Below are 26,639 nucleotides of genomic sequence, written 5' to 3'. Positions count from 1 at the left end.
ACATCGCAGTGCTGCCGGCGGCGCTGGTGGCCGAGCTGGCCGATGCCGAGGCGCGGGTCCTGCTGGCCCGCCGCTTCCACAACGATGCGGTCCGGGACACTCTCGCGCTGCGGGAGCGCCCGGTGGTGCGGTGGCTGCACCTCGGGGGTCACGCGCCGCTGCCGACCTATTTCGAGATCACCGAGGCGGGTGCCGATGTCGCGGTGCGGGCTCCGGTGGGCGCACCGCGGACCTCGGCCCGGGTGGTGCTGCTCGACGAGCAGGGACGGGTGCTGCTGTTCTGTGGCTTCGATCCCGCGATCACCGACGGCACCGCGCGCAGCTGGTGGTTCACCGTGGGCGGAGAGGCGCTGGCCGGGGAACGGCTGGCCCAGGCCGCGGCTCGTGAGCTGGCTGAGGAGACCGGCCTGCACGCCGATGCCGCCGAGATGATCGGGCCGGTGTGGCGCCGCGAGGCGGTGATCGACTTCAACGGCTCGGTGATGCGCAGCCACGAGTATTTTTTTGTCTACCGCACCCGAGGTTTCGAGCCATCGGCCGACGGGCGCACCGACCTGGAGAACCACTACATCCAGGGGCATCGGTGGTGTGATGCCACCGATATCGCGACGCTGGCCGCATCCGGACAGCTGGTGTACCCGCTGCAGCTGGGCGAGCTGTTGACCGCCGCGAACGAGGTCGCCGACCGTGGCTCAGCCGGCGATCCGGGGCAGGCCAGTTCACCGCTACTGGCTATCGACTGACGATGTCCGGCGGCTCGGCGAAAACTGCCTTGGTGTGCACCGATAGACTGGACACTTCCCGATCTTCACACGTTCAACAAGGAGAGATAGCCGTGTCCGCTTCAACTGAGGGGACCGCTCATTCCAATGGGTCCGCCGGCCAGACCGGTACTTCGCGCGTCAAGCGGGGTATGGCGGAGATGCTCAAGGGCGGCGTCATCATGGATGTCGTCACGCCGGAGCAGGCTCGGATTGCCGAGGGTGCGGGCGCGGTTGCGGTGATGGCCCTGGAGAGGGTGCCCGCCGATATTCGTGCGCAGGGCGGGGTGTCGCGGATGAGCGACCCGGACATGATCGAGGGCATCATCTCGGCGGTCACGATCCCGGTGATGGCCAAGGCGCGTATCGGACATTTTGTCGAGGCGCAGATCCTGCAGAGCTTGGGCGTGGATTACATCGACGAGTCCGAGGTGTTGACCCCGGCCGATTACGCCAACCACATCGACAAGTGGAAGTTCACGGTGCCGTTCGTCTGTGGTGCCACGAATCTGGGTGAGGCGCTGCGGCGGATCACCGAGGGTGCGGCGATGATCCGGTCCAAGGGCGAGGCCGGAACCGGTGATGTGTCGAACGCGACCACGCACATGCGCAAGATCGGTGGCGAGATCCGCCGGCTGACATCGCTGTCGCCGGATGAGTTGTATGTGGCGGCCAAGGAATTGCAGGCCCCGTATGAATTGGTGGCCGAGGTGGCCCGCGCCGGGAAACTGCCGGTGACGTTGTTCACCGCCGGTGGTATCGCAACCCCTGCGGACGCGGCGATGATGATGCAGCTCGGTGCGGAGGGCGTGTTCGTGGGGTCGGGCATCTTCAAGTCCGGCAACCCGGAGCAGCGTGGTGCGGCCATCGTGAAGGCCACCACGTTCTACGACGATCCCGACGTGCTGGCCAAGGTGTCTCGCGGTTTGGGTGAGGCCATGGTCGGTATCAATGTGGAGGACATCGCGCAGCCGCACCGCCTCGCAGAACGCGGCTGGTAGGCCAACTCCGGTGACCAGTTGCGCGAAGAGTGGCCTCGTGTAGATGGCGATCGAGGAGATCCTCGACCTCGAACAGCTCGAGGTCAACATCTACCGCGGTGGTGTGTTCAGTCCGGAATCGGGCTTCCTGCAACGCACCTTCGGGGGGCATGTTGCAGGACAGTCGCTGGTGTCGGCGGTACGAACGGTGGACCCGTGCTTCCAAGTGCATTCGTTGCACGGGTACTTCCTGCGTCCCGGAGATGCCCGGGCACCGTCGGTGTACCTGGTCGAGCGCATCCGCGATGGGGGCTCGTTCTGTACCCGTCGTGTCAGCGCCATCCAGCACGGCGAGACCATCTTCACCATGTCGGCGTCGTTCCAGACCGACCAGAGCGGACTCGAACACCAGGATGCGCCGCCGGTGACGTTGCCGCCGGACGACGTGGCGGACTTCAAATCCGTCATCAAGGTCTTCGATGACGCCAGCTTCCGGCAGTTCGACGAGTGGGATGTCCGGATCATCCCACCCGGCAGCCTGAACAGGGTGTCCGGTATGGCGTCTCAGCAGCAGGTGTGGTTCCGTCATCGCGATCCACTTCCGGATGACCCGGTGCTGCACATCTGCGCGCTGGCCTACATGAGCGATCTGACCTTGCTCGGGTCGGCTCAGGTCAACCACCCCGAATCGCGCGATCATCTGATGGTCGCGTCGCTGGATCACGCGATGTGGTTCATGCGGCCGTTCCGGGCCGACGAATGGTTGCTCTACGACCAGTCGTCGCCCTCGGCGTGCGGGGGCCGGTCGCTGACCCAGGGCAAGATCTTCAACCGCTCCGGCGACCTGGTGGCAGCGGTGATGCAGGAGGGGCTCACCCGTTACCAGCGCAACTTCTCCCCGGCCTCGTGACCGCGCCACGTGTTGGGGTGCTCGCCCTGCAGGGTGACACCCGGGAGCATCTGGCGGCCCTGCGCGAAGCCGGTGCCGAGGCGCTGACGGTGCGGCGCCGTGCCGAGCTGGACAGCGTGGACGGGCTGGTGATCCCGGGCGGCGAATCCACCGCGATGAGTCATCTGCTGCGCGAGTTCGAACTGCTCGAACCGTTGCGGGCCCGGCTGGCCGATGGATTGCCGGCCTACGGTTCGTGCGCCGGGATGATCCTGCTGGCTTCGGAGATCCTCGATGCCGGGGTGCCGGGACGTGCGGCGCTGCCGCTCGGTGGTATCGATATGACGGTGCGGCGCAATGCGTTTGGTCGCCAGGTCGACTCGTTCGAAGCCGATCTGGATTTCACCGGCGTCGAGTCCTCGGTGCATGCGGTGTTCATCCGGGCACCGTGGGTCGAGCGGGTGGGGGAGTCGGTCGAGGTGCTGGCCAGTGCGGGTGAGCACATCGTGGCCGTCCGGCAGGGCAAGTCGCTGGCCACGTCGTTCCATCCGGAGATGACCGGCGACCGTCGCATCCACAAGCTGTTTGTGCAATTGATCTCGCAGTAGCTCTCGTCTCGTCGGGACTCAGCGACTCAACGGCTTATCGGCAGGAGCAAGCGGGAGCTCGAGCGCACGGTGTTGAGGCTGCTGGTCCCGACGCTGGCATGACGGAAGTTCATGATCGCCGGTGCGTCCGGATCCTGGTCGTCACTGGTGAGCACCAGCTGGATCCGGTGACCTGCGGCGAAGCGACGGGCATTGGTCACCAACGGGATGCGATAGCTGACGTCGAGTCCCACCGGCACCGCGACGGCCTCGGTGCACGGTAGCGCTGGGGAGCCCTCACTGCTGGCTGCCTCGTCGACCGTGCGCAGGCTGGCGCGCAGCCACCCGGCCGTCACGTCGGTGAGGGTGCCGTCGGGTGCAACGTCGCGGAGCGTCACCAGCCACGCGGTGTCGATGGCGGTCGCGGCGGCCACGAGTTGCAGTTCGATGTCGCCCACCACGTCGAGGTCGGTAACCAGAGGTGCTGAGGTCCAGGTGAGCTGCGGCGGGGGATCGATGGGACTGGACTTGGCGCGATTGAGTCCCGCGCCGAGTGTCAGGTACTTGCGGGCGCCGGGTTGGCCCTCGTCCTCGGCCAGGCCGCCGTCGGCGCGCAACGCCCAGCTCTGATAGGTCGCCTGGGGCGGCCAGGTGGGTGCGGTGCGCCAGCCGTCGGCGCCGGGCAGGACGTAGCGGATCGCCGGTCCGTCCATGATGCCGGTGTCCGCGCCCTTGAGCCAGTAGTCGTACCAGGCCAGCGCCTCGTGGTGCAGGCTTTCCCACGGCCAGGTCAGGCCGTATTGGCCGAGCAGGCCCATCCGGACATTCGGGTTGTGCGACAACATCTTCCAGGCGGTGAATGTCGACGGTAGATGCAGGGGAACGTTTTCCCAGTCGCAACCGAGATAGACCGGGATGTCGACGTCGCGCAGCAGTGGCAGAGCATTGCGCTCCTCCCACCAGTCGTCGCGCAACGGGTGCTTGACCAAGATATCGAGCCACAGGTCGTCCCACGGGTGGGGGTCGTGCGGCAGCTTGAGCAGCTGGCGCATCATCGTGACGGCCGCTTCGCCGTTCATGGTGGCGAACTTCTGATGCAGCTTCGGGGTGTTGAGGATCCGTCTGGCCGCGGCGATGACGGGATTGCGGCGCCAGAAGTCGTCGCTGCGGGCCGACGTCAGCCCCATCATCGACAGGAATGGTGTGATGAACGCGGTGCTGGCCAGCCCGTGGTGGGAGGCGGCGTCGTACAGATCCGCCGTCGCTGCCACCGGGAAGATCGCCTTGAGGTGGGGCGGCCGCTGCACCGCGGCTTCCAGCTGGGTCATCGCGAAGTAGCTGATGCCGATCATGCCGACGTTGCCGTCACACCACGGCTGGGTGGCGGCCCATTCGACGAGGTCGTGCATGTCCCGGCGTTCCTCGTCGTCGAAAAAGCCGAAAGTGCCGCCGGACCCGCCGGTGCCGCGCAGATTGGCGATCACGTGCACGTAGCCGCGGGGAACCCAGAAATCCGTCGCGCCGGCCTCGATGAAACCGGCGGGTGCGCCCAGATCCTGCATCTGTCGGGGGTAGGGCGAGGCGGCGATCAGCGCCGGATATTTCCCGTAGGTGCTGGGACGGTGGACGTCGGCAAGCAGGTCCACGCCGTCGCGCATCGGGACGTGCCGATTGACGTCGTGCGTGATCTCGAAGGTCGGCAGGCTGAGGTTGCGATACTGCCGGCCGGTGGTCTGCGGACCGTTGAGGTGGCGTTCCCCGGGAAGCATGGTGTCACGCTACGGGCACACCGCTGGACCTGCCGATGATGCGCTGTATCCGGTGGAGGGAGCCCCCGGCCTGTGCGCTCGCGGACGCCCTAGGTGGGCGTTTCGCCGCGTTTCGTTGCGGGTGACCTGTCGAAAGTGTGCTCACCGCCGCTCGTGGTCGACAAAACACCAAGTAGACTCGACGACCGGACTCGAAGCAGAGAGGTGCGTAGATGAGCGGCCATTCAAAGTGGGCCACCACAAAGCACAAGAAGGCCGTCATCGATGCGCGCCGCGGCAAGAACTTCGCGAAGTTGATCAAGAACATCGAAGTTGCTGCGCGTACCGGTGGCGGCGATCCTGGTGGCAACCCGACGTTGTACGACGCCATTCAGAAGGCGAAGAAGAACTCGGTGCCCAACGACAACATCGAGCGCGCCCGCAAACGCGGCGCGGGTGAGGAAGCCGGCGGCGCCGACTGGCAGACCATCACCTATGAGGGATACGGCCCCAACGGGGTGGCGATCCTGGTCGAGTGCCTGACCGACAACCGCAACCGGGCTGCCGGTGAGGTGCGGGTCGCGATGACCCGCAACGGTGGCAACATGGCCGACCCGGGGTCGGTGTCCTATCTGTTCACCCGTAAGGGTGTCATCACCTTGGAGAAGAACGGCCTCTCCGAGGATGACGTGTTGAGCGCGGTGCTCGAAGCCGGCGCCGAGGATGTCAATGACCTGGGTGATAGCTTCGAGGTCATCTCCGAGCCCACCGATCTGGTGGCCGTGCGGACGGCGCTGCAGGACGCCGGTATCGACTACGAGTCGGCAGAGGCCAGCTTCCAGCCGTCGGTCACCGTGCCCGTCGACCTCGACGGCGCCCGCAAGGTGTTCAAGCTTGTCGATGCGCTCGAGGACAGCGACGACGTGCAGGACGTCTACACCAACGTCGACATCCCGGACGACGTCGCCGCTGCCCTCGACGAGGAGTAGCGCCTCAGTTCGACGGGGCCGCGGCGCCCAGTCCGGCGACTCGTCGCGGATCCAGGAGTTCGGCCAGTCGCCCTGGATCCACCAGACCGCTTTCGACTGCGAGGTCGAGGACTCGACGGTCTCCGTCCAGGGCCAGACCGGCGATCCGCGCGGCAGCGTCGTAGCCGATCTCGGGGACCAGCGCGGTTGCCAGCGCGGCTGACGACGCGACCAGGTGATCCAGGCGACTCCGGTCGGCGGCGATACCGTCGATACAGTTGTCAGCCAGCGTTCGGCAGCCGGCGGTCAACCGGATGATGCTGTCGAACAGCGATTTTGCGATCATCGGTTCGAAGGCGTTGAGCTGGAGCTGACCCGCCTCTGCGGCGAACGAGATCGTGGTGTCCTTGCCGATCACATCGAACGCTATCTGGTTGACGACCTCGGGGATCACCGGGTTGACCTTCCCCGGCATGATGCTGGAACCGGCTTGCCTTGGCGGAAGCTGGATTTCGCCGAGTCCGGTACGGGGTCCAGAGGACAGTAGCCGGAGATCGTTGCAGATCTTCGACAGCTTGATGGCCACCCGTTTGAGAATCCCCGAGGTGTGGACGAAGACGCCGGTGTCCTGAGTGGCTTCGACCAGATCGCTGGCGCTGACCAGTGCCGCATTGCCGATGATGGCTCGTAGTTCGGCCACGACGATCCGCGGATAGTCGCTGGGGGCGTTCAGCGACGTGCCGATGGCGGTGCCGCCCAAGTTCAGTTCTTGCAGCAGGGAACGTGATTCATCGATCCGGGCCTGGTCTTCAGCGAGCATGACCGCGAAGGTGCCGAACTCCTGGCCGAGGGTCATCGGGACCGCGTCCTGGAGTTGGGTACGCCCGATCTTGAGGATGTCCTTGAACTCCAACGCCTTCCGCGCAAAGGAGGCTTCGAGCCGGCGCATCGCCGTGCTGAGGTCTTCGAGGTAGCGGTCGAGGGCGAGTTTGATCGCGGTCGGGTACACGTCGTTGGTGCTCTGGCACAGGTTGACATGGTTGAGCGGATGGACCACGGCGTAGTCGCCCGGAGGGCGGCCGAGTATCCCGAGTGCCACGTTTGCTATCACCTCGTTGGCGTTCATGTTGGTCGAGGTGCCGGCGCCGCCCTGGATGGGGTCGACAACAAATTGGTCGTGATGGGCGCCCGTGCGGATCTGCCGGCAGGCGGCGACGATGGCCGAGCCGACAGTCGGGTCGAGCAGCTGCAGCGTGATGTTCGAGGTGGCGGCAGCCTCTTTGACCGCTGCGATTGCTGTCACGAATTCCGGGTAGTGGCCCACCGTGGTGCCCGTGATCTGGAAGTTGGTCAGTGCGCGTGCGGTGTGGACGCCGAAGTAGGCGTCCGCCGGGATCTCGACGGCACCGAGGGAATCCCGCTCGGTGCGGGTGACCTGGGGGTGGGGCGCTGACATGGGGGAGCCTGCCTCTCCGGTGCAAGGACTGATGCACAGCCATCGACTACTCGTAGTGAACGTGTTGTTTACTGATGGCGAACTGTACATGTCGCAACTCGCCGTCGGGAGGGGGTCGCGGAAAACCCGCCATGACGTGCGTCGATAACCAGATATCCTGGTGCTGTTGGCGTCGGCGTTGACCTGTATTGAGTGATCGGATTGCCTCAAGGGGTTGCATTGAGGTCTGCATCACGCTCTAATGTTTGTCATCAGTACACAGACTGATCACTCAGCATTGCTGACAACCCGCTGGGCCCGGTCCGGGGAAACTCGAACGGGTTCCGCACGGTTTCCTCGCCGCTGCGTGATTGATCCAGACCCGGAGAGGGCGTCCATGTCCACACCACCCGGCCCCGTCGAAGTGCGGCCGAATCAGTCCAGGCGGGTAGCTCTGTCCAGCCTGGCCGGCACCACCATCGAGTGGTACGAGTTCTTCATCTATGCCATCGCGGCGGCCCTGGTCTTCGACAAACTGTTCTTCCCGAACTTCGATCCTGTGGTCGGGCGCATCCTGTCCCTGTCGACCTTCACCATCGCGTTCATCGCACGACCGGTCGGTGCGGCGGTATTCGGTCATTTCGGTGATCGGATCGGCCGCAAGAAGCTGCTGGTCATCACGCTGTCGGTGATGGGCGGGGCCACAGTGCTCATCGGTGTCCTGCCGACATATGACCAGATCGGGGTAGCCGCACCGATACTGTTGGCCGCCTTGCGATTTGCTCAGGGATTCTCCCTGGGTGGCGAATACAGCGGCGCGGTGTTGATGAGCGTGGAGCATGCACCCGCGAAGAAGCGCGGAATGTTGAGCTCGATCGTCAATACCGGCTCGGCGCTGGGTCTGATGCTGGCCAATCTGGCGTTCCTGCTGCTGGAGCGTCTGCCCGACGAGGCGTTCCTGTCCTACGGGTGGCGGATCCCGTTCCTCCTGGCCGGTGTACTGGTGTTCTTCGGACTCTTCATCCGCGTATCGCTGGATGAGAGCCCCGAGTTCCAGAAGGTTGCCGCCAATGGGAACATAGTCAAGATGCCGGTCAAGGTGGTGCTGACCCGGTATCCGAAACTGGTTGTCCTGATGGCGTTGTCGTATCTGTCGATCGGCACGGTCTTCTATGTGCTGACAGTGTTCTCGATCTCCTATGGCACCGAGCAGATCGACGTCGAGGAGTCGCTGATATTGCGGGTGATCTTGCTGTCGACGATCTTCATCGTCATCGGCATCCCGTTCTTCGGGTGGCTCTCGGATCGTATCGGCCGACGCCGGATCTTCCTCGCGGGTGTGGTGGGAATGGCGGTGTTGCCGTGGGCCTGGTTCGTGATGTTCAACTCGGGCAACCCGGTTGTCGTCTTCCTCGGGTTCCTGCTGATCTTCATTCCGTACTGCGCCAACTACGGAACGATGCCGGCCTACTTCTCGCTGGTCTTTCCGCCTGAGGTTCGCTACACCGGGCTCGCCATCGGGTACACCCTCGGCACTCTCGTCACCTCGATGGCGCCGATCGTGGCGACCTATCTCATGAGCAAAACCGGTGCGTGGCAATCGATTGCGATCTACATGACGGTGTCCGGCATCGTCTCGCTCGGCGCTGCATACCTGATGAAGGAACACTCGCCGGTGTCACGAAAGGAGGCAGCCTCCGTCCAGAGCTGAGCGGCGTCGGTGCCGACGGGGTTGACATCCGCCTTGTACGCTCATGGCAACCAACTTGTTAACTGTGGTGTGGAGGCGATGACTGTGGAGCTTGACGCGGAACGAGTGGCGCTGGGGAATCGACTCCGGGAGTTCCGCACGTCGAGAAAGATGTCGATTCGTAAGCTGAGCGAAATCGCCGGTGTCAGCCCGGCATTCATCAGCCAGATCGAGAATGGGCGCGCAAATGCCAGCATCCCCGTGCTCCGTCAGGTGGCCAGTGCGCTCGGTATCGCCTTCGTCGACCTGTTCGACCAATCCCCGGTTGCCGGCACGGTGCTACGCAAGAGCGAGCGCCCACAGGTGCCCTCGGAGTCGGGAATCCGGAGTTTCAGCCTCACCCGGCCCCCGCTGCGTGAGGTCGAAGTCACCATCTCGGAGTACGAACCCGGTGAGTTCGCCGGTGGAGACGACTACACCCACGGAGACTCCCACGAGGTCCTGGTGATCCTGCAGGGCGTCTTCCGGTTCACCCTCGGGGGAGTCGAACACACGATGAGCCAGGGCGACAGCATCGAGTACCGCACCAACACCCCGCATCGGATCCAGAACATCGGATCCGACACCGGAGAAGCACTCTGGGTTGTCAGCCCGCCGTCGGTTCCTTGACCCGGACGGCGCAGACCCGGACGACACACATTCACTGCCAACGGGATTGGCGCAGCTCACTGCGGTGACTCGCCATCCCTCCAAGATCTACAATCAGGAAGGATCAGTGACTCATGTCCGAAACATCGGACCGCGGTCTGAAAATCAGCAACGTGGACGTCTACTCGCCCGCTCCATTGGGGCGATGCGACGTCTTCGTGTTCGACGGCAAGATCTTGTCGATCGGTGAGACCGTTCCCGACATTCCGGGCGTCGAGTTCCGGCAACTGGACGGTACCGGCCTGGTGCTGGTTCCCGGATTCATGGACTCGCACCTGCATTTCACCGGAGCGGGCAGCATCGGGGCCGGCCCGGTCTCACGAGAGCCCGACTTCTCGGTCTCGGAGATCTTCGCCGCCGGGATCACCACCGCGGTCGGGTGTCCGGGCGCCGACTACCTGTCGCGCTCGATGATCAACCTCTTCCAGAAAGCGCGCAGCCTCGAGGCAGAGGGGCTGTCCACCTACTTCTGGTCCAGCGGCTACAGCAATCCGTCGATCACACTGACCCAATCCCTGTCCAGCGACATGCTGATCTGCGAGAAGGCTCTGGGCGCCAAGATCGCCATCTCTGATTTCATGGCGCCGCCGTGGACTGCCGATGAGCTCCACATGCTGCTGTGGCAGGTGATCAGTGGCTCGCAGATGGCGGCCAAGAAGGGTGTTGTCCACGTCCACGCGGGCGTGTTGCCCGCAGCCATCGATGTGGTCAAGGAAGTGGTGGCGCGCTACAGCTTTCATGATGGGGCGCACTGGTCGTCGATGCACGGCGGTGGCGGCAGTGTCGCCTCACACTTCCAGATCACCCACGTCAACTGGACGGACAAGCTGCTCGCCGAGGCGGCCGAATTTGCCATCGCCGGAGGTGTCGCCGACGTCACGGCCGGATTGTCGCCGAACCACGGGAGCCTCGGCTCGGTTGTCCCATCCGAGGCGGTCATCCGAATGCTCGATGCGGGCGTACCCGACTCGCGAATCACCGTCAGTTCGGACTCCGGCGGCAACATCTCGCACTGTGGGCACGGTGATGTCGACGTCATCCGCCTCCGGCCGCCGCTGATTCTCGAAGTGTTCCAGGAGCTTGCGCGGGCCGAATCCGTGAGTCTGGAAACCGCCGCCAAGGTGACCTCGACCAATGTCGCGGATCTACACGGATGGACGGACAAGGGATACATCAAGGCCGGGCAGCGTGCCGACATGCTGCTCTTCGATGCCGAAGAGTTCGAGTTGCGACATGTTGTCCTGGGCGGTGAGGTTGTCGTCGAGGACGGAGCGACGACGCGATTGGGTCTCATGGAGTCCGGTCGTGGGCTGATGCATCCGGTGGGTGCCTGAACGCATTTCTCCGAGAGGGCGGTTTGGCCTATCGGGTGAGGAACGCGCCGATCTCACGGGCGGTCTGTTCGGGTTGGTCGAGCATGATCAGCAGGCTGGCGTCATCGATGAAACGCACAGTACTGCTGGTCAGCTCGGCCAGTCGTTCGGCGTGCCGGGCAGGCGTCACCGGGTTGTGGCTCCACAGCACCAGCACCTCGCCGTGAAAATCGGACAACCGCTCCCTCGCCCGGATCATGCCGGGCTTGTCGAACCGGTTGCGGCAGTAGCGAATCAGGTCGCGACGAAGGCGGACGTCGGCGATGCCGGCCGATCCGTAACTGCCGCATGGCCAGCGCCACGGTTGCGGTGCTGCGGCTGGCCGCTGCGGCGGTGTTCACCGGCTGGCTCGACGGTGGCACCGCCCACTTCGTTTCCAGAGGCCTGGATCCGGAGGCCACTCGGGAACTGACGGTGGTGTTGGTGTCGACGCTGGATGGTGCCTTCATCCTCGCGCGGACCCTGCGCAGCACCGATCCGTTGGTGGTGGCCGGTCGCGCGCTGGCGCTGGCCTACCGCAGTGTCATGCTGACTCCACCGCCGGTGGCCGTCACCCCTGGAGGATGAGTTCTGCGCACTTCTCGGCCACCGTCATCACCGTGATGTTCGGGTTCACCGAAGGTAGTTTCGGCATCGCCGATGCATCGGCAACCCGTAGCCGCGACACCCCCTTGACCCGAAGTTCCGGATCGAGGACCGCATAACGATCGCTGACCGCTCCCATCCGGGCCGTGGCCGCGGGGTGATACACGGTGTTGTGGCACTGGTAGATGAAATCGAGCAACTCGTCATCGGTGGTGGCGTCGGGTCCGGGTGCGAGTTCGCGTGCCACCCACGGTGCCAGCGGGGCCTGCGCTGCGATCCGCCGAGCAAGCCGCACCCCGGCCAACATGATGCGCTCGTCGTAGCCCTCGTCGTCGGTGAAATACCGCGGATCGACACGAGCCCGGTCGCGGAAGTCGCGGCTGCGCAGCCGCACTGTGCCGCGACTGCGGCCCTGAGTCACATTGGGGGTCAAGCAGAATCCGTTGTCGGTGCTCGGATAGCCCCGCCGGAGGGTGTTCATGTCGAACGGGACGCTGCCATAGTGCATCATCAGGTCGGGCTGCGTCCGATCCGGGTCGACGGTGGTGAACAATCCGATCTCCCACCATTGCGTCGAAGTGGTGACCATCGGCTGGGCAGCGTCCCAGGAAACCAGGCCCTCGACGTGATCGTCGAGGTTCGCGCCGACGCCGGGGGAGTCCACGCGTACCGGGATCCCGATCTGACGCAAATGCCCGGACGGTCCGATTCCGGAGAGCATCAACAACTTCGGGGTGTCGATGGCGCCGGCGCACAGGATCACCTCCCGTCGGGCCGCCACGGTGTCGTAGCCGGTGAGATCGGGGCGAAGGTAGCGTATTCCGGTGGCGCCGTTGTGATCATCGAACAGGATCTCGGCGACCCAGCAGTCGGTGCGCACCCCAAGATTCGGCCTCGCATCCATGATCGGGTGCAGGAAGGCGTGTGAGCTCGACATCCTGGTGCCGTCGGTACCGGCGTTGATCTGGAACCAGCCGGCGCCGTTGTGCACCGTGGTGCCGCGGTTGAACTGCACCGTCGGCAGACCCACGGCCGCGGCGGCCCCCAGTACGGCGGCCCCACACGGATCGACCGGAGGTACATCGCGCAACAGCACCGTCTGGGTCAAACGTGCTGTCAACGGCAGGATCTTGTCCGGTTCCCACCCGGTGGCACCCATGGACACCCAGTCTTCGAGGGCTTCGGCGGGCGGCCAGAACGCGATACACGAGTTGTGCGATGAGCAGCCGCCGAGCACCCTGGCCCGGGCGTGCCGCAGGAACGAGTTGCCCCGCTCCTGCGGCTCCACCGGGTAGTCCCAGTCGTAGCCGGAGTCCAGGAGATGCATCCACTCGGAGAGCATCAGGATCCTGTCATCGCCGACGTCGGACGGACCGGCTTCGACCAGACACACCGTGACGCCGGGATCCTCCGAGAGTCGCGCCGCCAGAACGCAGCCCGCGGAGCCGCCGCCGGCGATGACATAGTCGAAGGTGTCAGTCATGTCGACCCTCGGGTGAGATTGCCTCCGCCGCATGAGATTGCAGGCAGCCGATGTGGTGGCGGCCCTTGATCGCGTACCACAGCAGTCCGGTTCCCACGATGATGCCGATGTAGACGAAGGCGCCCCAGGTGTTGTACCAGGGGCCGCCGTAGATGGCCGTCCGCGGCCACGCCAGGTTCACGGCCATGCTGATACCCCACACGACCGCCACGATGTTCACCGGCAACCCCCAGCGACCCATGGTGAAGTAGCCCTCCGCGGCAAGGTCGCTCGGCGGCCACTGCCCCTGCAACCGTTTCTTGAGCAGCGGCCCGGTGACCATCAGGTACGCCAGATAGATCATGATGATCGCGATCGAGGTGAGCACCGTGAAGATCTTGGGCTGTTCGATGTTGATCACCAGGATGACAACGGAAATGATCCCGATGGTCACCGCGGGCACGATCGGCGTTCGGGTCTTGGGATTGACGGTCGCCAGGCGCTCGCCGAACGGCAGGGCGTTGTCCCGGGCCATGGCGAAGGTCAGGCGGATCGCGGCGGTGTGCACGGCCAATGTGCACACCGTGACCGCGATGACGATGCAGATCAGGAAGACCTTGCTCAGTGGGCCGCCCATCACCAGTTCGACGATGTACTGCAGACCTCCGGAGCTCTCACCGAGGGCCGGGTCCTGCAGGTTGGGCGCGGCCATCACCGCAAAGACCAGGATCGCGCCGCCGATCACAAAGGACGCCAGGATGGCCCGTGCGATGGCCTTCGGTGCGGTGCGTCGAGGTTCGACGGTCTCCTCGCCCAGAGAGCTGGCGGTGTCGAAGCCGTACATGACGTAACCGGAGGCCAGTGAGGCGATCAGGAACGCGCCGAGGAAGCCCATCGATTCGTCGGTGCCGTAGCCGTTGGCGGAGAAGAACACATCCGGGCCGCGCTCGATGTGAATGGCGAGCAAGAAGGCGATGAGAACCGCGGCAATCAATTCGATGAACACCCCGGCGCTGTTGATCCTCGCCATCAGCCGCACCCCCAGTGCGTTCACCAGCGTGGTGAAGGAGATCAAGACGGTGCCCAACAACACGGCATTGGCCGCGTAGTCGTACTCGCCGGTGCCGTCGCCGATGATCTGGAATCCGCTCCACAGCCGCGGCAGGTTGAGCTGATAGGCCAGCGCCACCGCGGAGATGGTCACGATCGACGCGGTGAGCATCAGCCAGCCGGATGTCCAGCCCACCAGCCTGCTGGCCAGTTTCTTGCTCCAGTTGTAGACGGATCCGGCCACCGGGTACTTGGCGGCAAGCTCCATGAAGCACAGTGCCACCGCCATCTGTCCGACGAAGACCATCGGCCAGGACCACAGGTAAGCGGGGCCGGCCGTGCCGAAACCGAAGTAGAACAGTTGGAACACCCCGGTCAGGATCGAGATGTAGCTGACGCCGGCGGCGAAGCTGGCGAATTTGCCGATGCTGCGGTCCAGGGATTGGCGGTAGCCGAAATCGTCGAGGCCGCTGTCGGCCGGTGCTCCTCTGGTGACCATATCGGAGCCTTTCTGGGGTCTATCAGCCCTTGAACCAGCCGGCGGCCTGAGGTGCCGTGTTGTGCCAGATATGCTTGGTCTCTTGATATTCGGACAGGCCGGTCGGTCCGAGCTCGCGCCCGTTACCTGATTTCCCGAAGCCGCCCCACTCCGCCGCCGCGGTGTAGTAACCGAAATCGTTGAGCCATACGGTGCCGTGGCGCAGTGCCCGCACCACCCGCTCGCCCCGCGCGGCGTCGGAGGTCCGCACCCCCGCCGCGAGACCGTACTGCGTGTCGTTGCCGAGGGCGATCGCGCCGGCTTCATCGGTGAATCGTTCGACCGTCAGGATCGGGCCGAAAGTCTCCTCGGTGACGATGCGCATCGACTGCACACATTGGTCGAAGATCGTGGGCAGATAGAAACTGCCGTCGGCCAGTGCGGGGTCAGTCGGCCGGGCGCCGCCGCACACCAGCTTGGCGCCCTCCGAAATGCCGAACGCCACATAGGTTTCGACCTTGGCGCGGTGGGCTTGTGAGACCAGCGGGCCGGTCTCGGTGGCCGGGTCCATACCGTCGCCCACCCGGATCCGGCCGGCCCGGGCCGCCAGCTCGGCGACCAGGTCGTCGGCGATCGACTCCTCGACGATCAGCCGGGTGCCCGCCGAGCACACCTGGCCGGAGTGCAAGAACACGCCGGTCAGCACGTGGTCGACGGCAGTCTCGAAATCAGCGTCGGCGAACACCAGGTGCGGGTTCTTGCCGCCCAGCTCCAAGGCGACTTTGGTGACGTGTTTGGCCGCCACCTCGGCGATGGTCCTCCCGGTGGTCAATCCGCCGGTGAACGAGATGAAGTCGACGTCGGCGTTGTCGGTCAGCGCCGCACCCAGACGCGCCCCGCCGCCGGGTACCAGGTTGACCACCCCGCCCGGTACGCCGGCTTCCTCGATGAGCCTGACAAACGCGATGCTGGACAGCGGAGTGACCTCGCTGGGTTTGCAGACCATGGTGCAACCGGCGGCCAGCGCCGGCGCCACTTTCCAGGACATCTGCAGCAGCGGGTAGTTCCACGGAGCGATCAGCACGCACACCCCGATCGGTTCACGGACCACCCTGCTGATCACGGCCGGATCACCGACGTCGACCACGCGGTCGGTCTGCACCGCAACCAGGCGGGCGTAGTAACGGAACACCGAGATCACGTCGTCGATGTCGATACGACTCTCGACCAGGGTCTTTCCGGTGTCGGTGGTCTCCAGCTGCGACAGCTGTTCCTTGTCGCGGGCCAACAGATCGGCGACCCGGTCGAGGAGGGCGGCCCGGTCGGTGATCGGAGTGCTGCGCCACCGGCCGTCGTCGAAGGCGACACGTGCGGCACCGACGGCGGTGCAGGCGTCATCGGGGGATGCTTCGTCCACCGTGGCGATGACGCCCCCGGTGGCCGGATTGATCACGTCCCGCGTGCCACCGTCAGAGGCGCGCAGCCAGTGGCCGCCGATGTAGAGATCCGGCTCGTCATTCATGGGCCACTCCTTTGCGCACCCGCCGCGCAGTCCCGCCCCAACGAGCCGGACATTACCCACTGACCGCCCGGCGCGGTGATGTTCGGCCACATCCGTTTCCGGCCAACTTGCGCCGGCAAAGTTAAGGTGGGCCAGTGGCAGAGTTCCGTGACGCCGACGGCGTGAAATGGACGGTCCGCCGGGCCTGGTGGCCGCTGCTGGGGCCCCTCGACATGGCCTCATCGGGCACCGGTGCCTTCGGCGTGGTGATGTTTGTCATCGCCGTGCCGATGATCCTGGCCTGGCCGGTGTGGATGTTCCTCAAATTCTGCGGGGTCCCTTGGAAAGTGGTGACCGAGCGTGACGATGTGGAGGTTGCCACCGAGAAGGTCGGAGGCTGGCGGGCGTCCGGCCGGCGGATCGGCGAGATCATCGACGAGCTACGTCATTCGACCGAGCGCGGTCAGTCGACCGAGGGTGGGCGCGAGCTGCGGGAGAGCGACGGCGTGGAACACGGCGCCGACCACTGACCCGGCACGGATCCGGTAACCGGCTTGGCGTGTCCTCACCGCGATGTCGACGGCACCGACTAGGGTATCGAACAGCTGTTCGGTAGCCGGTGTGAATGTGGACCGGGTGAGAATGTGGAGAGGGGCGGGTACGTGCGTGTGATGGGCGTCGACCCTGGGCTGACCCGGTGTGGTCTCTCGATGATCGAGGGTGGCACCGGACGGCAGGTGGTCGCTCTGGATATCGACGTGGTGCGTACCCCGGCCGGTGATCCGCTGCATCGGCGACTGCTCGCCATCAGCAACACCGTGGAGTACTGGATGGACACGCACCGTCCCGATGTGGTTGCCGTCGAACGGGTCTTCTCCCAGCAGAACGTCTCGACCGTGATGGGCACCGCACAGGCGGGCGGGGTGGTCGCCCTGGCGGCCGCCAAACGGGACATCGACGTGCACTTCCACACCCCCAGTGAGGTCAAGGCCGCGGTCACCGGAAACGGCCGCGCAGACAAGGCGCAGGTCACCGCAATGGTCACGAGAATTCTTGAGCTGCAACAGAAGCCGACCCCGGCCGACGCGGCTGACGCCCTGGCATTGGCGATTTGTCATTGCTGGCGTGCCCCGATGATCGCCAGGATGGCCAAGGCCGAGGCGATGGCCGCCGAGCAGAAGAAGCTGTACCAGGCCCGGCTCAAGGCGGCCCGATGATCGCCTCGGTGCGCGGTGAGGTCGTCGACATCGCGTTGGATCACGCGGTGGTCGAATGTGCGGGTGTCGGCTACAAGGTGATGGCCACCCCCTCCACGCTGGCCGGATTGCGCCGCGGTGCCGAGGCCCGGTTGATCGTGGCGATGATCGTGCGCGAGGATTCGATGACGCTGTTCGGCTTCGCCGACGCCGACGCGCGGGATCTGTTCTCGACGTTGCTGGGAGTTTCCGGCGTCGGGCCCAAGATCGCACTGGCCACCCTGGCCGTCTACGACGCCGCGGCGTTGCGTCAGGCGCTGGCCGACGGTGACGTGGCCGCGTTGACCCGGGTGCCCGGCATCGGTAAGCGCAGCGCCGAGCGGCTGGTGCTGGAGCTGCGCGACAAGATCGGCGCTGTCGCCGGTGCTGGTGCCGTCATCGCGGCCGGCGGTCATGCAGTGCGCGGCCCGGTGGTGGAAGCACTTGTCGGGCTTGGATTTCCGATCAAACAGGCTGAAGAGGCCACCGACAAGGTGTTGGCCCTCGACGCCGACGCCACGACATCGAATGTGTTGCGCGCCGCGCTGAACATGCTCGGGAAGACCAAGTGACCGGGTTCGGCGAACCCGACGACACCGCCGATGAGCGGGAGGTCTCCGGTGCGTTGACCGTCGGCGAGGCGGATGTCGATGCCTCGCTGCGGCCTCGCACGCTCGAGGAGTTCATCGGCCAGCTCCGGGTGCGGGAACAGCTGCAACTGGTGATCGAGGGCGCCAAGAACCGTGGCGGCACCCCGGATCACATTCTGCTGTCCGGCCCGCCGGGTTTGGGTAAGACGTCGCTGGCGATGATCATCGCCGCCGAGCTGGGTTCCGCGCTGCGGATCACCTCGGGTCCGGCACTCGAGCGCGCCGGGGACCTGGCGGCCATGCTGTCCAACCTCGTCGAGGGCGATGTGCTGTTCATCGACGAGATCCACCGCATCGCCCGTCCCGCCGAAGAAATGCTGTATCTGGCAATGGAAGACTTCCGCGTCGACGTAGTGGTCGGCAAAGGCCCTGGGGCCACCTCGATTCCACTCGAAGTTGCGCCCTTCACCCTGGTCGGCGCCACCACCCGTTCGGGCGCCTTGACCGGACCGCTGCGTGACCGATTCGGGTTCACCGCCCACATGGAGTTCTATGAGCCGGCCGAACTGGAGCGGGTTCTGGCACGGTCGGCGCGCATTCTCGGAATCGAACTCGGCGAGGATGCCAGCACCGAGATCGCCCGCCGATCACGGGGTACCCCCCGCATCGCCAACCGGCTGCTACGCCGGGTCCGCGACTTCGCCGAAGTGCGGGCCGACGGTGTGCTCACCCGCGATGTCGCCAAGGCCGCGCTACAGGTCTACGACGTCGACGAGCTCGGCCTCGACCGACTGGACCGGGCGGTGCTGACGGTGCTGACCCGCAGTTTCGGTGGCGGACCGGTCGGGGTGTCGACCCTGGCGGTCGCGGTGGGTGAGGAGCCCACCACTGTCGAAGAAGTGTGCGAGCCGTTCCTGGTGCGGGCCGGCATGCTGGCCCGCACCCCACGAGGTCGGGTGGCCACGGCACTGGCCTGGACACACCTGGGAATGAAGCCGCCGGCGGGTGCCGCCGGGGCAGGTCAGCATCAGCTGTTCGAATAGGAGATTGTCATGGTGGTTGCGGCATCGATCTTCGCGGCTCTGGCGGCGCTGTTGCACGTCTACATCTTCGTGATGGAATCGCTGACGTGGACCAGCCCCCGTACCCGCGCGACGTTCGGGACGACGGCCGAGGAAGCTGAGACCACCAAATCGCTGGCCTTCAACCAGGGTTTCTACAACCTGTTCCTGGCCGTGGTCACGGGGGTCGGTGTGGTGATGCTCGGGTTGGGGCACCACGGCATCGGTGCCGCACTGGTGTTCGCCGGGGCCGGATCCATGGCCGCGGCAGCGCTGGTGCTGGTGGCGTCCTCGCCCGACAAGGCGCGAGCGGCGCTGATCCAGGGCACCTTCCCTGCCGCGGCCGTGGTGATCCTGGCACTGAGCCTGCTCTGACGGCTCGGAACCGGCGAGCTCTACAGCAGGCCCAGTAACTGCAGATCGGTCACGTACTTCACGATCACCGCCGCGGTGATGTGTGGAATGTCCTTGTCGTGTCCAATTTTCGAGTCTTGCACCGCAGTCCGGAACCGGTCCACCGGCGCCATCGACCCGCGCATCGGATACTCGGGCCGGGCGTAGTTGTGCAACAGCGGCAGCAGTGACGCATTGCGTTGCCCGTCCGGCAAGCTGCGCAGGGCCGTCTCGAACCGGGCCAGCCAGGTGGCGTAATCGCCGACCCGGTGAATCCCGAACCCGGCCTCGATCAACCAGTCGACGAAGGTGTCCAGGCCGATACCGTCATCGTGGGGGTTCATCACGTGGTAGGTCTCGAATCCCTCGACCACCTGGGCGCCCAGCGTCGAGATGGCCTCGGCGACAAATTCCACCGGCAGCCCGTCATAGTGGGCGGGCTGTCGCGCACCGGTTGCGTCGAGCTCGTAGAACGACTCCGGAGCGATCCCAGAAGCCGCCAGGCTCAACATCATCCGGGTGAGCATGTCGGGAAGATTCAGCTGGCCTGCGTAGGTCACGTCGGCCAGGATCATGTCGCAGCGGAACACCGACGCCGGCAGCCCGCACAGGTCGTGGGCCTCCCGGAGCAGCACCTCGCCGGCCCACTTGCTGTTGCCGTAGCCATTGGCGTAACTGTCGTCGACCGCACGGGTCGGGCTGATCCGTCGGATGTCGGCATCCTCGACAAATGATCCCGGTTCGATCCCCGCCCCGACCCCGATCGTCGAGACGTACACAAATGGCTTGAGCTTTGTGGTCAGGGCGATGCGGATCAGCTCGGCGGTGCCGAGGGCGTTCGGGGCGAACAGCTGGCTGTAGGGCAATACGTGGTTGACCAATGCCGCCGGGTCGACGATCAGATCCACGGTATCGGCCAGACGCTGCCACGTCGTGCGCTCCAGCCCCAGATCGGCTTCGCCCTTGTCGCCGGCGATCACCTCCAGATGCCGAGCTGCCAGGTCGCGGTAGTGGCGCAGCAGCACCGGATCGCCGTTGTCGAACGTGGCATCCAGCCGGCGGCGGGCATCGGCGTCGGATTTGCCGCGGACCAGGCAGATCAGCGTCCCGTCGACCAGGCTCAGTCGTTCCAGCCATTCCAGCGCCAGATAGCGGCCCAGGAATCCGGTGGCCCCGGTCAGCAGCACGGTGCGGATCGGCTCGTCGGGGACCTTCAGGGACGGCGCGGTGGCCAGTGTGTCGGCGTCGAGGAACTTGTCGAGGCTCAGGTCTCGGGCGTGTACGTCGTGCGAGTCGCGGCCGTGGACCGAAGCGTAGGTGGGCCGCCCGGTGCCGCCGGATCGTTCGGCGTCGATGAACGCCGCGATCGCGGCGAGGTCGGTGGCGGGGCTGACGATCACCCCGACCGGCACGTCGACATCGAAGATCTCGTGCAGCAGGTTGGCGAACGTCAATGCCGACAACGAATCTCCGCCGAGGTCGGTGAAGTGCGCGTCCGGTTTCACGTCGGTGGCAGAGGCGCCCAGCAACGCGCCCGCGGCGCGGCCGACGGTCTCGACCGCGGGGCGCCGCGCCCCATCACTGCGCAGTGCCCGCAGCTCGGAGATCTGGCCGTCGGCCAGCTCGGTGTAGAGCTCCTCGAGCCGTGGCCCGTAGTTGCTCTTGAGGTTGGGTCGGGCGAGCTTACGGATGCCGGTGAGCAACCCGTTCTCCAGGGTGAACGGTGTGGTCTCGACCAGGAAGTCCCGGGGAACCTCGTAGGACTGCAGATCCGAAGCCCGTGCCACGCGTTGTAACGACTCGCCGATCAGCCTCTTGAGCTCGGCCGGGTCATGGGTGGCTGATGCATCCTCGGTGGGCACCACTACGGCCAGCAGATACGAGCGGGCGCTGTTGCCGTACAGGTAGATCTGGTGCACCAAGGGTGCGCTGTCGAATATCGCTTCCAGTTTGGAGACGGTGACGAACTCGCCTTGGGCCAGCTTGAGCACGTTGTTGCGCCGGTCCAGGTACTCCAGGTGGTCGGTGCCGAGCTCGGCGACGATATCGCCGGTGCGGTAGAAACCTTCCGTGTCGAACATCTCCGCGGTGATCTCGGGGCGCTTGTAGTACCCGGGGAACAGCTGCTCACTCTTGATCAGCAGTTCGCCACGGGGGAACGGGCGATCGGTCTGGAAGTAGCCGAGTTCCGGGACATCGACCAACTTGTAGTCGGTGACCGGTGGGCGGCGCACGTATCCGTCGACGAACACCGATCCGGCTTCGGTCGATCCGTACCCCTCCAGCAGGTGCATGTCGAGCAGATCCTCCACCCAGGCCCTCATATCCGGGGAGATGGGCGCCGAACCGGTCAACGCCGAGACGAAGCGGCCCCCCAGCAGACTCTGGCGCATCTCGGCCAGCACCGCCTCGGGCTGGAGTCGGCTGCGGTCGAGCCGGCTCTGGTACTCGTTGAACAGCATCTCCCAGATCCGCGGTACGAAGCTCAGCTGGGTCGGGCGGCTCAGCGCCAGGTCCTCGAGGAACGTCGAAAGGTCGCTGCGGGCAGCAAAATACACGGTGCCGCCGGTCGACAACGCGCCGTAGAGGATGCCGCGGCCCATCACGTGGCTCATCGGCATGAAGCTCAGCACGATGGCCGGCAGGACAGTCTGCTGCTCATCCCATGCCGCTCGGGCCGATGCCCGCCACATGCCCGCTGCTTTGCTCTGTGGGTACATCGCCCCTTTGGGCGCGCCGGTGCTGCCGGAGGTGTAGACCAGCAGGCTCAACGCATCCTCGTCGGGGGACTGCTGTGGTGGCGCCGGCGGCAGGTCACAGCCCCGGCTCAGTGCGTCGGCGAGGACTTCGACGGTGACATCGGCTGCGGCGAGGCGGCTCCGGGCCGCGGTGACCGCGTCCCGATGATCGTCGACCTCGGGGTGGTAGTCGAACACCACAAGCCGGCGAGGCTGATGTGCGGTCAGAGCGAGTTCGGTTGCGTCAGAGAGAAAGTCAACGCTCGAGGCGATCACGGTGGGTTCGGTTTCGGCGACGATGGGGCGTAGCTGGGCCGCCGGCGCGCTGGTCTGCAGCGGCACCGACACGGCGCCCAGGCCGATCAGTGCCAGGTCGACACAGGTGTAGTCGACGCTGGTGAACCCGAGGATCGCCACGCGGTCGCCGGTGCGTACGCCGTCGTGATGCCACGTGGAGGTCAGAGTTTGCACCCGCTCCCAGAGTTGGGCGTAACTGACGGTGTCGAATCGGGGGAGCAGGGTCGCCCGGGTGCGCCCGGACTGCGGATCGACGGTGAAGTCGACGGCCCGGTGTGCCAGCGCGGGCCGGTCGGCGTAGCCGGTCATGACGGTGCTGACGATCTGCTGCAGATCGAGTCCGGGTTGGTCGGCGGCCGCGGTGATCGCTTCGAGTGGACTGGCGTCGGCGAACTGCCGGTCGTTGGCGTACAGATCGGCGATACGACTTGTCAGGCGCGTCGCACGGGCGTCCGCGGTCTGGTCGGTTGTCATCAGGGGGTCACCTCGGAATCAGCGGGATTGTGGCAAGTGGGGCGCGCACGGCAACGCCCTAATAAAAACTACGTTAGTAAAACTAACTTTAATCCCGAGGTCGCTGCCAATCGCCTGTGAACTTTCGTCACTGTGGCGCCCGTCACACACGAATTCGGCTGGCATGCAGCGTGATTCGATTCACGCGCAGTGGGCGTCGGCACGCCCGGCGACAGGGGCCGTTAGTGCCCGCGCGGGCGTGGGTAACCACATCACCTACAAGTGGTCGACCACATCTCCTACCAGGAGGAAGCCATGAAAAACGCCGACATCGCCGGTGCTCCGCGGACGCGCGGTGGCCGGATGCAGATTCCGCGCAGCCGGGGTGCGGCCAGCGGATTCCTGTTGATCGTGCTCGGGTTGTGGGGTGCTCTCATCCCGTTTGTCGGGCCGTACTTCGATTTTGCCTACACGCCGGCACAACCCTGGGTCTGGACCCAGGCGCGCGGCTGGCTGGAAGTTCTGCCAGGCGCGGTCGTGGTGGTCGGTGGTCTCCTGCTGCTGACCTCACGTAACCGGGCCAGTGCCACACTCGGCGCGTGGTTGGCCGTCGTCGCCGGTGCCTGGTTTGTCATCGGCCGGGCCTTCGCGACGGTGCTGTCAATGGGGCAGATCGGCGCTCCGGCTGCCACCACAGCCGCAATGGCGGTCGCCATCGAACTGGCGTTCTTCTCCGGACTGGGCTCGCTGATCGTGTTCCTGGCCGCCGCGGCGCTGGGGCGGTTGTCGATTCGCAGTGCCCGCGACGTCGCCTACGCCCAGCAGGCCGTGGAGCCGGTCCCGATGGCCACGCCGCCGGAACCGGTCCCGATGGCCGACCAGCGGACCGAGGTCATCGGTCCGACGGCCGGCTCCGAGCCGAAACGCAGCTGGCGCAACTTCTTCCACGGGAAGCAGTCGGGCGGACACACACTCGTCCACCACTGATCAACGCGGTGAGTTACAGATCAGCAAGGAGTAGAGCCAGGACATCCAAGCCTTCGATCAAGAGATCGTCGCTGATGCTCAGCGGGGGCAGGAAACGCAAGATGTTGCCGTAGGTGCCGCACGTCAGCACGATCACCCCGGCAGCGTGAGCGCCGCCGCTGAGCTTCTTGGCCAGTTCGGCATCCGGTTCGGCGGTACCGGTCTTCACCAACTCGACGGCGATCATGGCGCCGCGGCCACGGACGTCGCCGATGCGGTCGTCGTCGGCCTGCAAGGCGTGCAGGCGGTCCTTCATCAGCGTTTCGATCTGCTGGGCCCGCGCCACCAACCCGTCGAGCTCGATGGTCTCGATGGTGGCCAGGGCCGCCGCGCAGGCCAGCGGATTGCCGCCGTAGGTGCCGCCGAGGCCCGACACGTGCGGAGCGTCCATGATCTCGGCACGCCCGGTGACCGCCGACAGGGGCAACCCGCCGGCGATGCCCTTGGCGGTGACGATCAGGTCGGGTTCGATTCCCTCGTGCTCACAGGCGAACATCGCGCCGGTGCGGGCGAAGCCGGTTTGCACCTCGTCGGCGATGAACACCACATTGTTGTCGGTGCACCAGGCGCGCAGCGTCGGCAGGAAACCGGGCGCCGGCACGATGAAGCCGCCCTCACCCTGGATGGGCTCGATGATCACCGCGGCCAGGTTTCCCGCACCGATCTGCTTGTCGATCACCGAGATCGCCCGCTCGGCGGCCAGCTCACCGTCGGCGCCGAGATCCTTGTTCACCAGGCCGTCGCGGTAGGGATACGACAGCGGCGCGCGGTAGATCTCCGGGGCGAACGGGCCGAAGCCGCTCTTGTACGGCATCGACTTTGCGGTCAGCGCCATCGTGAGGTTGGTGCGTCCGTGGTAGGCGTGGTCGAAGGCGACAACGGCCGGCTTCTTGGTGTACGACCGCGCGATCTTGATGGCGTTCTCCACTGCCTCCGAACCGGAGTTGAACAGCGCCGAGCGTTTTTCGAAGGAACCCGGGGTCAGCCGGTTGAGGTGCTCGCACACCGAGACGTAACCGTCATACGGGGTGACCATGAAGCAGGTGTGGGTGAATTCGGCGACCTGCGTCGACACGGCTTCGGCGACGCGGGGGTTGGCGTTGCCCACCGTGGTGACCGCGATTCCGGAGCCGAGGTCGATCAGCCGATTGCCGTCGACATCCTCGACGATTCCGCCGCCGGCACGTTTGGCGTATACGGGCATCGTGGTTCCGACGGCGCGAGACACCGCGGCACCCTTGCGCTCGCTGAGCGCCAGCGATCGCGGGCCGGGGATCTCGGTGGCCAGGAGGCGGCTCTGTTCAAGGGTGGACACGTGATGACTCCTGTCGGCGCAACAATCGTTTCGGGGGGCGGCTTCAGCGTGAGGCCGTGGGATGAGCCTAGTCGCCCCGCCACGCCGCGCGTACGGAATCCCTGGTTAATTGCCTCTCAGGCGATGGAATGCGTGGAAGTCGCCGCAATTGCTTGCGTAATCGGTCGCGGCCATGGAAATTGCTACCGAAAATCGCGGCCGATATGGCGGGCAACTCAGAGCGGCGCAGCGGCCCTCGATCACCACCGAGAGGGCGGTGCGGGTCGGAAAGACCGCGGCACAATGGCACACTGGTCATTTATGCGGCGCGGACATCCGGCGCAGAAAGTTCGGGACTCAATGCCCGGAACAGACTGAAACTGAACTAGTCGTCAAAGAGTGAAGGACTCCAGCTGCCATGGATTTGGTCATTTTCCTGCCCCTGCTGATCATCATGGGCGCATTCATGTTCTTCGCCTCGCGTCGCCAGAAGAAGGCGATGCAGGCCACCATCGACCTGCACGAGTCGCTGCAGATCGGTGACCGTATCCACACCACATCGGGCCTGAAGGGCACCATCACCGGCGTCGGCGACGACTACATCGAGCTGGAGATCGCCCCGGGTGTCATCACCAGCTGGATGAAGCTTGCCGTCCGCGACAAGATCACCGACACCGATGACGTCGATGAAGATGACGTGTTCGACACCGATGCCGGCACCACAAGTGACACACCGTCGAGCCCGGACAGGCTGACCAAGGACTGATCGCCAGGTATGGCACGTACCCTTTCCGGGTGCGGGCGAACCGATCGCCCTCAAGTCACGGCCCCGGAGAGGGGTCTTAACCATGGATGACCTCCGAGGAGACACAACAACGTGGCATCGTCTACGGCGCCGGTGCGTCCATACCGCTACCTGACGCTGTTCCTGGTTCTGCTGATCGGGGCCTTCGCACTGGTGTTCTTCACCGGTGACAAGCAGCCCGACCCGAAACTCGGTATCGACCTGCAGGGCGGAACGCGCGTCACCCTCACGGCTCGCACCCCGGACGGCAGCGCACCCACCCGCGAGTCGCTGAACCAGGCGCAGCAGATCATCGCCAGCCGCGTCGACGGCCTCGGGGTTTCCGGCTCCGAGGTGGTCATCGACGGCGACAACCTGGTGATCACGGTGCCGGGCACCGACGGTAACGAGGCACGCAACCTCGGTCAGACGGCCCGCCTGTACATCCGGCCCGTCATCCACGCCGTGCCGGTCGACCAGCTCAACGCCGCAGCGCAGCAACAGGGACAGCCCGGTCAGGCGCCGCCGGCAGCACCACCGGCAGGGGTGCCCC

Annotated in this window: 23 protein-coding genes and 2 pseudogenes; 17 read left to right on the top strand and 8 right to left on the bottom strand. The window is 65.5% G+C overall.

The annotated features are described in order from the left end of the window. From WBB07_RS07520 to pdxT, 4 genes and pseudogenes are all read left to right on the top strand, one after another. Positions 1-743, top strand: a 743-nt coding sequence (locus WBB07_RS07520; RefSeq protein ID WP_526306273.1) for an NUDIX hydrolase, incomplete at its 5' end; no start/stop codon positions are given. Between the two features lie 126 nt (positions 744-869). Continuing rightward, positions 870-1,762: pseudogene (gene pdxS, locus WBB07_RS07515) on the top strand (pyridoxal 5'-phosphate synthase lyase subunit PdxS). Positions 1,763-1,805: 43 nt separating this feature from the next. Next, entirely contained in the window at positions 1,806-2,651 is an 846-nt protein-coding gene (gene tesB / locus WBB07_RS07510) for an acyl-CoA thioesterase II (RefSeq protein WP_526306271.1), read from the top strand. Next, positions 2,648-3,238, top strand: coding sequence for a pyridoxal 5'-phosphate synthase glutaminase subunit PdxT (gene pdxT, locus WBB07_RS07505; protein ID WP_526306269.1), 591 nt, complete (start codon positions 2,648-2,650; stop codon positions 3,236-3,238). The genes tesB and pdxT overlap by 4 nt, the downstream gene beginning before the upstream one ends. Before the next feature lie 26 nt (positions 3,239-3,264). Here the strand turns inward: pdxT and WBB07_RS07500 are convergent, their stop codons facing one another. After that, the gene (locus tag WBB07_RS07500) at positions 3,265-4,986 is read right to left on the bottom strand and encodes a CocE/NonD family hydrolase (RefSeq protein WP_526306267.1); all 1,722 of its coding nucleotides are present in this window, start codon (positions 4,984-4,986) and stop codon (positions 3,265-3,267) included. Positions 4,987-5,198: 212 nt separating this feature from the next. Between WBB07_RS07500 and WBB07_RS07495 the strand changes: the two genes are divergently transcribed. Then, the gene (locus WBB07_RS07495) at positions 5,199-5,954 is read left to right on the top strand and encodes a YebC/PmpR family DNA-binding transcriptional regulator (RefSeq protein WP_526306265.1); all 756 of its coding nucleotides are present in this window, start codon (positions 5,199-5,201) and stop codon (positions 5,952-5,954) included. A 4-nt stretch (positions 5,955-5,958) separates the two neighbouring features. Here the strand turns inward: WBB07_RS07495 and WBB07_RS07490 are convergent, their stop codons facing one another. Further along, positions 5,959-7,389, bottom strand: coding sequence for an aspartate ammonia-lyase (locus WBB07_RS07490; protein WP_526306263.1), 1,431 nt, complete (start codon positions 7,387-7,389; stop codon positions 5,959-5,961). Between the two features lie 376 nt (positions 7,390-7,765). Here WBB07_RS07490 and WBB07_RS07485 point away from each other — a divergent pair, with 376 nt between their 5' ends. The 3 genes from WBB07_RS07485 to WBB07_RS07475 all read left to right on the top strand — a co-directional run bounded on the left by WBB07_RS07485 (position 7,766) and on the right by WBB07_RS07475 (position 11,100). Further along, positions 7,766-9,079 carry an MFS transporter gene (locus tag WBB07_RS07485; RefSeq protein ID WP_526306261.1) on the top strand — a complete coding sequence of 438 codons (1,314 nt, stop codon included), beginning with the start codon at positions 7,766-7,768 and terminating at the stop codon, positions 9,077-9,079. A gap of 78 nt (positions 9,080-9,157) precedes the next feature. Continuing rightward, positions 9,158-9,727: a helix-turn-helix domain-containing protein gene (locus WBB07_RS07480; protein ID WP_526306259.1), complete on the top strand. Its 570-nt coding sequence runs from the start codon at positions 9,158-9,160 to the stop codon at positions 9,725-9,727. A 113-nt stretch (positions 9,728-9,840) separates the two neighbouring features. Continuing rightward, positions 9,841-11,100, top strand: a complete 1,260-nt coding sequence (locus WBB07_RS07475; protein WP_526306257.1) for an amidohydrolase family protein — start codon at positions 9,841-9,843, stop codon at positions 11,098-11,100. Positions 11,101-11,128: 28 nt separating this feature from the next. Here the strand turns inward: WBB07_RS07475 and WBB07_RS07470 are convergent, their stop codons facing one another. Next, positions 11,129-11,338, bottom strand: a complete 210-nt coding sequence (locus WBB07_RS07470; protein WP_526306255.1) for an alpha/beta fold hydrolase — start codon at positions 11,336-11,338, stop codon at positions 11,129-11,131. A gap of 89 nt (positions 11,339-11,427) precedes the next feature. Here WBB07_RS07470 and WBB07_RS07465 point away from each other — a divergent pair, with 89 nt between their 5' ends. After that, on the top strand, positions 11,428-11,706 hold the full coding sequence (locus WBB07_RS07465; protein WP_526306253.1) for an LmrA/YxaF family transcription factor: 279 nt from the start codon (positions 11,428-11,430) through the stop codon (positions 11,704-11,706). Here WBB07_RS07465 and WBB07_RS07460 read toward each other — a convergent pair. Genes WBB07_RS07460 through WBB07_RS07450 form a run of 3 tightly spaced genes read right to left on the bottom strand, consistent with a single transcriptional unit; the run spans position 11,690 to position 16,236 of the window. Beyond that, complete coding sequence (locus tag WBB07_RS07460; protein WP_526306251.1) at positions 11,690-13,207, bottom strand: GMC family oxidoreductase; 1,518 nt, start codon at positions 13,205-13,207, stop codon at positions 11,690-11,692. The genes WBB07_RS07465 and WBB07_RS07460 overlap by 17 nt on opposite strands. After that, on the bottom strand, positions 13,200-14,735 hold the full coding sequence (locus tag WBB07_RS07455; protein WP_526306249.1) for an amino acid permease: 1,536 nt from the start codon (positions 14,733-14,735) through the stop codon (positions 13,200-13,202). Before WBB07_RS07455 ends, WBB07_RS07460 begins: the two co-directional genes overlap by 8 nt. A gap of 22 nt (positions 14,736-14,757) precedes the next feature. Then, a complete protein-coding gene (locus WBB07_RS07450; RefSeq protein WP_526306247.1) occupies positions 14,758-16,236 on the bottom strand; it encodes an aldehyde dehydrogenase family protein in 1,479 nt (492 codons plus the stop codon). A gap of 134 nt (positions 16,237-16,370) precedes the next feature. Between WBB07_RS07450 and WBB07_RS07445 the strand changes: the two genes are divergently transcribed. From WBB07_RS07445 to WBB07_RS07425, 5 genes are all read left to right on the top strand, one after another. Then, positions 16,371-16,745, top strand: a complete 375-nt coding sequence (locus WBB07_RS07445) for a hypothetical protein (protein ID WP_526306245.1) — start codon at positions 16,371-16,373, stop codon at positions 16,743-16,745. A 132-nt stretch (positions 16,746-16,877) separates the two neighbouring features. Then, positions 16,878-17,432, top strand: coding sequence for a crossover junction endodeoxyribonuclease RuvC (ruvC, locus tag WBB07_RS07440; protein ID WP_526306243.1), 555 nt, complete (start codon positions 16,878-16,880; stop codon positions 17,430-17,432). After that, the gene (gene ruvA / locus WBB07_RS07435) at positions 17,429-18,022 is read left to right on the top strand and encodes a Holliday junction branch migration protein RuvA (protein WP_526306241.1); all 594 of its coding nucleotides are present in this window, start codon (positions 17,429-17,431) and stop codon (positions 18,020-18,022) included. Before ruvC ends, ruvA begins: the two co-directional genes overlap by 4 nt. Further along, positions 18,019-19,083, top strand: a complete 1,065-nt coding sequence (ruvB, locus tag WBB07_RS07430; protein ID WP_526306239.1) for a Holliday junction branch migration DNA helicase RuvB — start codon at positions 18,019-18,021, stop codon at positions 19,081-19,083. The genes ruvA and ruvB overlap by 4 nt, the downstream gene beginning before the upstream one ends. A gap of 9 nt (positions 19,084-19,092) precedes the next feature. Continuing rightward, positions 19,093-19,476, top strand: a complete 384-nt coding sequence (locus tag WBB07_RS07425) for a DUF1304 domain-containing protein (protein WP_526306237.1) — start codon at positions 19,093-19,095, stop codon at positions 19,474-19,476. 20 nt (positions 19,477-19,496) lie between these two features. Here WBB07_RS07425 and car read toward each other — a convergent pair whose 3' ends face one another. Beyond that, positions 19,497-23,003: a carboxylic acid reductase gene (gene car / locus WBB07_RS07420; protein WP_526306235.1), complete on the bottom strand. Its 3,507-nt coding sequence runs from the start codon at positions 23,001-23,003 to the stop codon at positions 19,497-19,499. Positions 23,004-23,297: 294 nt separating this feature from the next. Here car and WBB07_RS07415 point away from each other — a divergent pair, with 294 nt between their 5' ends. Further along, a complete protein-coding gene (locus tag WBB07_RS07415) occupies positions 23,298-23,969 on the top strand; it encodes a hypothetical protein (RefSeq protein ID WP_526306233.1) in 672 nt (223 codons plus the stop codon). Between the two features lie 13 nt (positions 23,970-23,982). Here the strand turns inward: WBB07_RS07415 and gabT are convergent, their stop codons facing one another. Continuing rightward, positions 23,983-25,323 (bottom strand): 4-aminobutyrate--2-oxoglutarate transaminase, encoded by a 1,341-nt coding sequence (gene gabT / locus WBB07_RS07410; RefSeq protein WP_526306231.1) that lies wholly within the window; start codon positions 25,321-25,323, stop codon positions 23,983-23,985. A 397-nt stretch (positions 25,324-25,720) separates the two neighbouring features. Between gabT and yajC the strand changes: the two genes are divergently transcribed. Continuing rightward, the gene (gene yajC, locus WBB07_RS07405; RefSeq protein WP_526306229.1) at positions 25,721-26,068 is read left to right on the top strand and encodes a preprotein translocase subunit YajC; all 348 of its coding nucleotides are present in this window, start codon (positions 25,721-25,723) and stop codon (positions 26,066-26,068) included. Between the two features lie 111 nt (positions 26,069-26,179). Next, positions 26,180-26,639 (top strand): annotated as a pseudogene (locus WBB07_RS07400) (protein translocase subunit SecD); the annotation flags it as partial.

Origin of the sequence: Mycobacterium sp. (genome assembly GCF_049647605.1) — a bacterium.
Classification (GTDB): domain Bacteria; phylum Actinomycetota; class Actinomycetes; order Mycobacteriales; family Mycobacteriaceae; genus Mycobacterium.
This window is presented reverse-complemented; position numbering and strand designations above follow the sequence as displayed.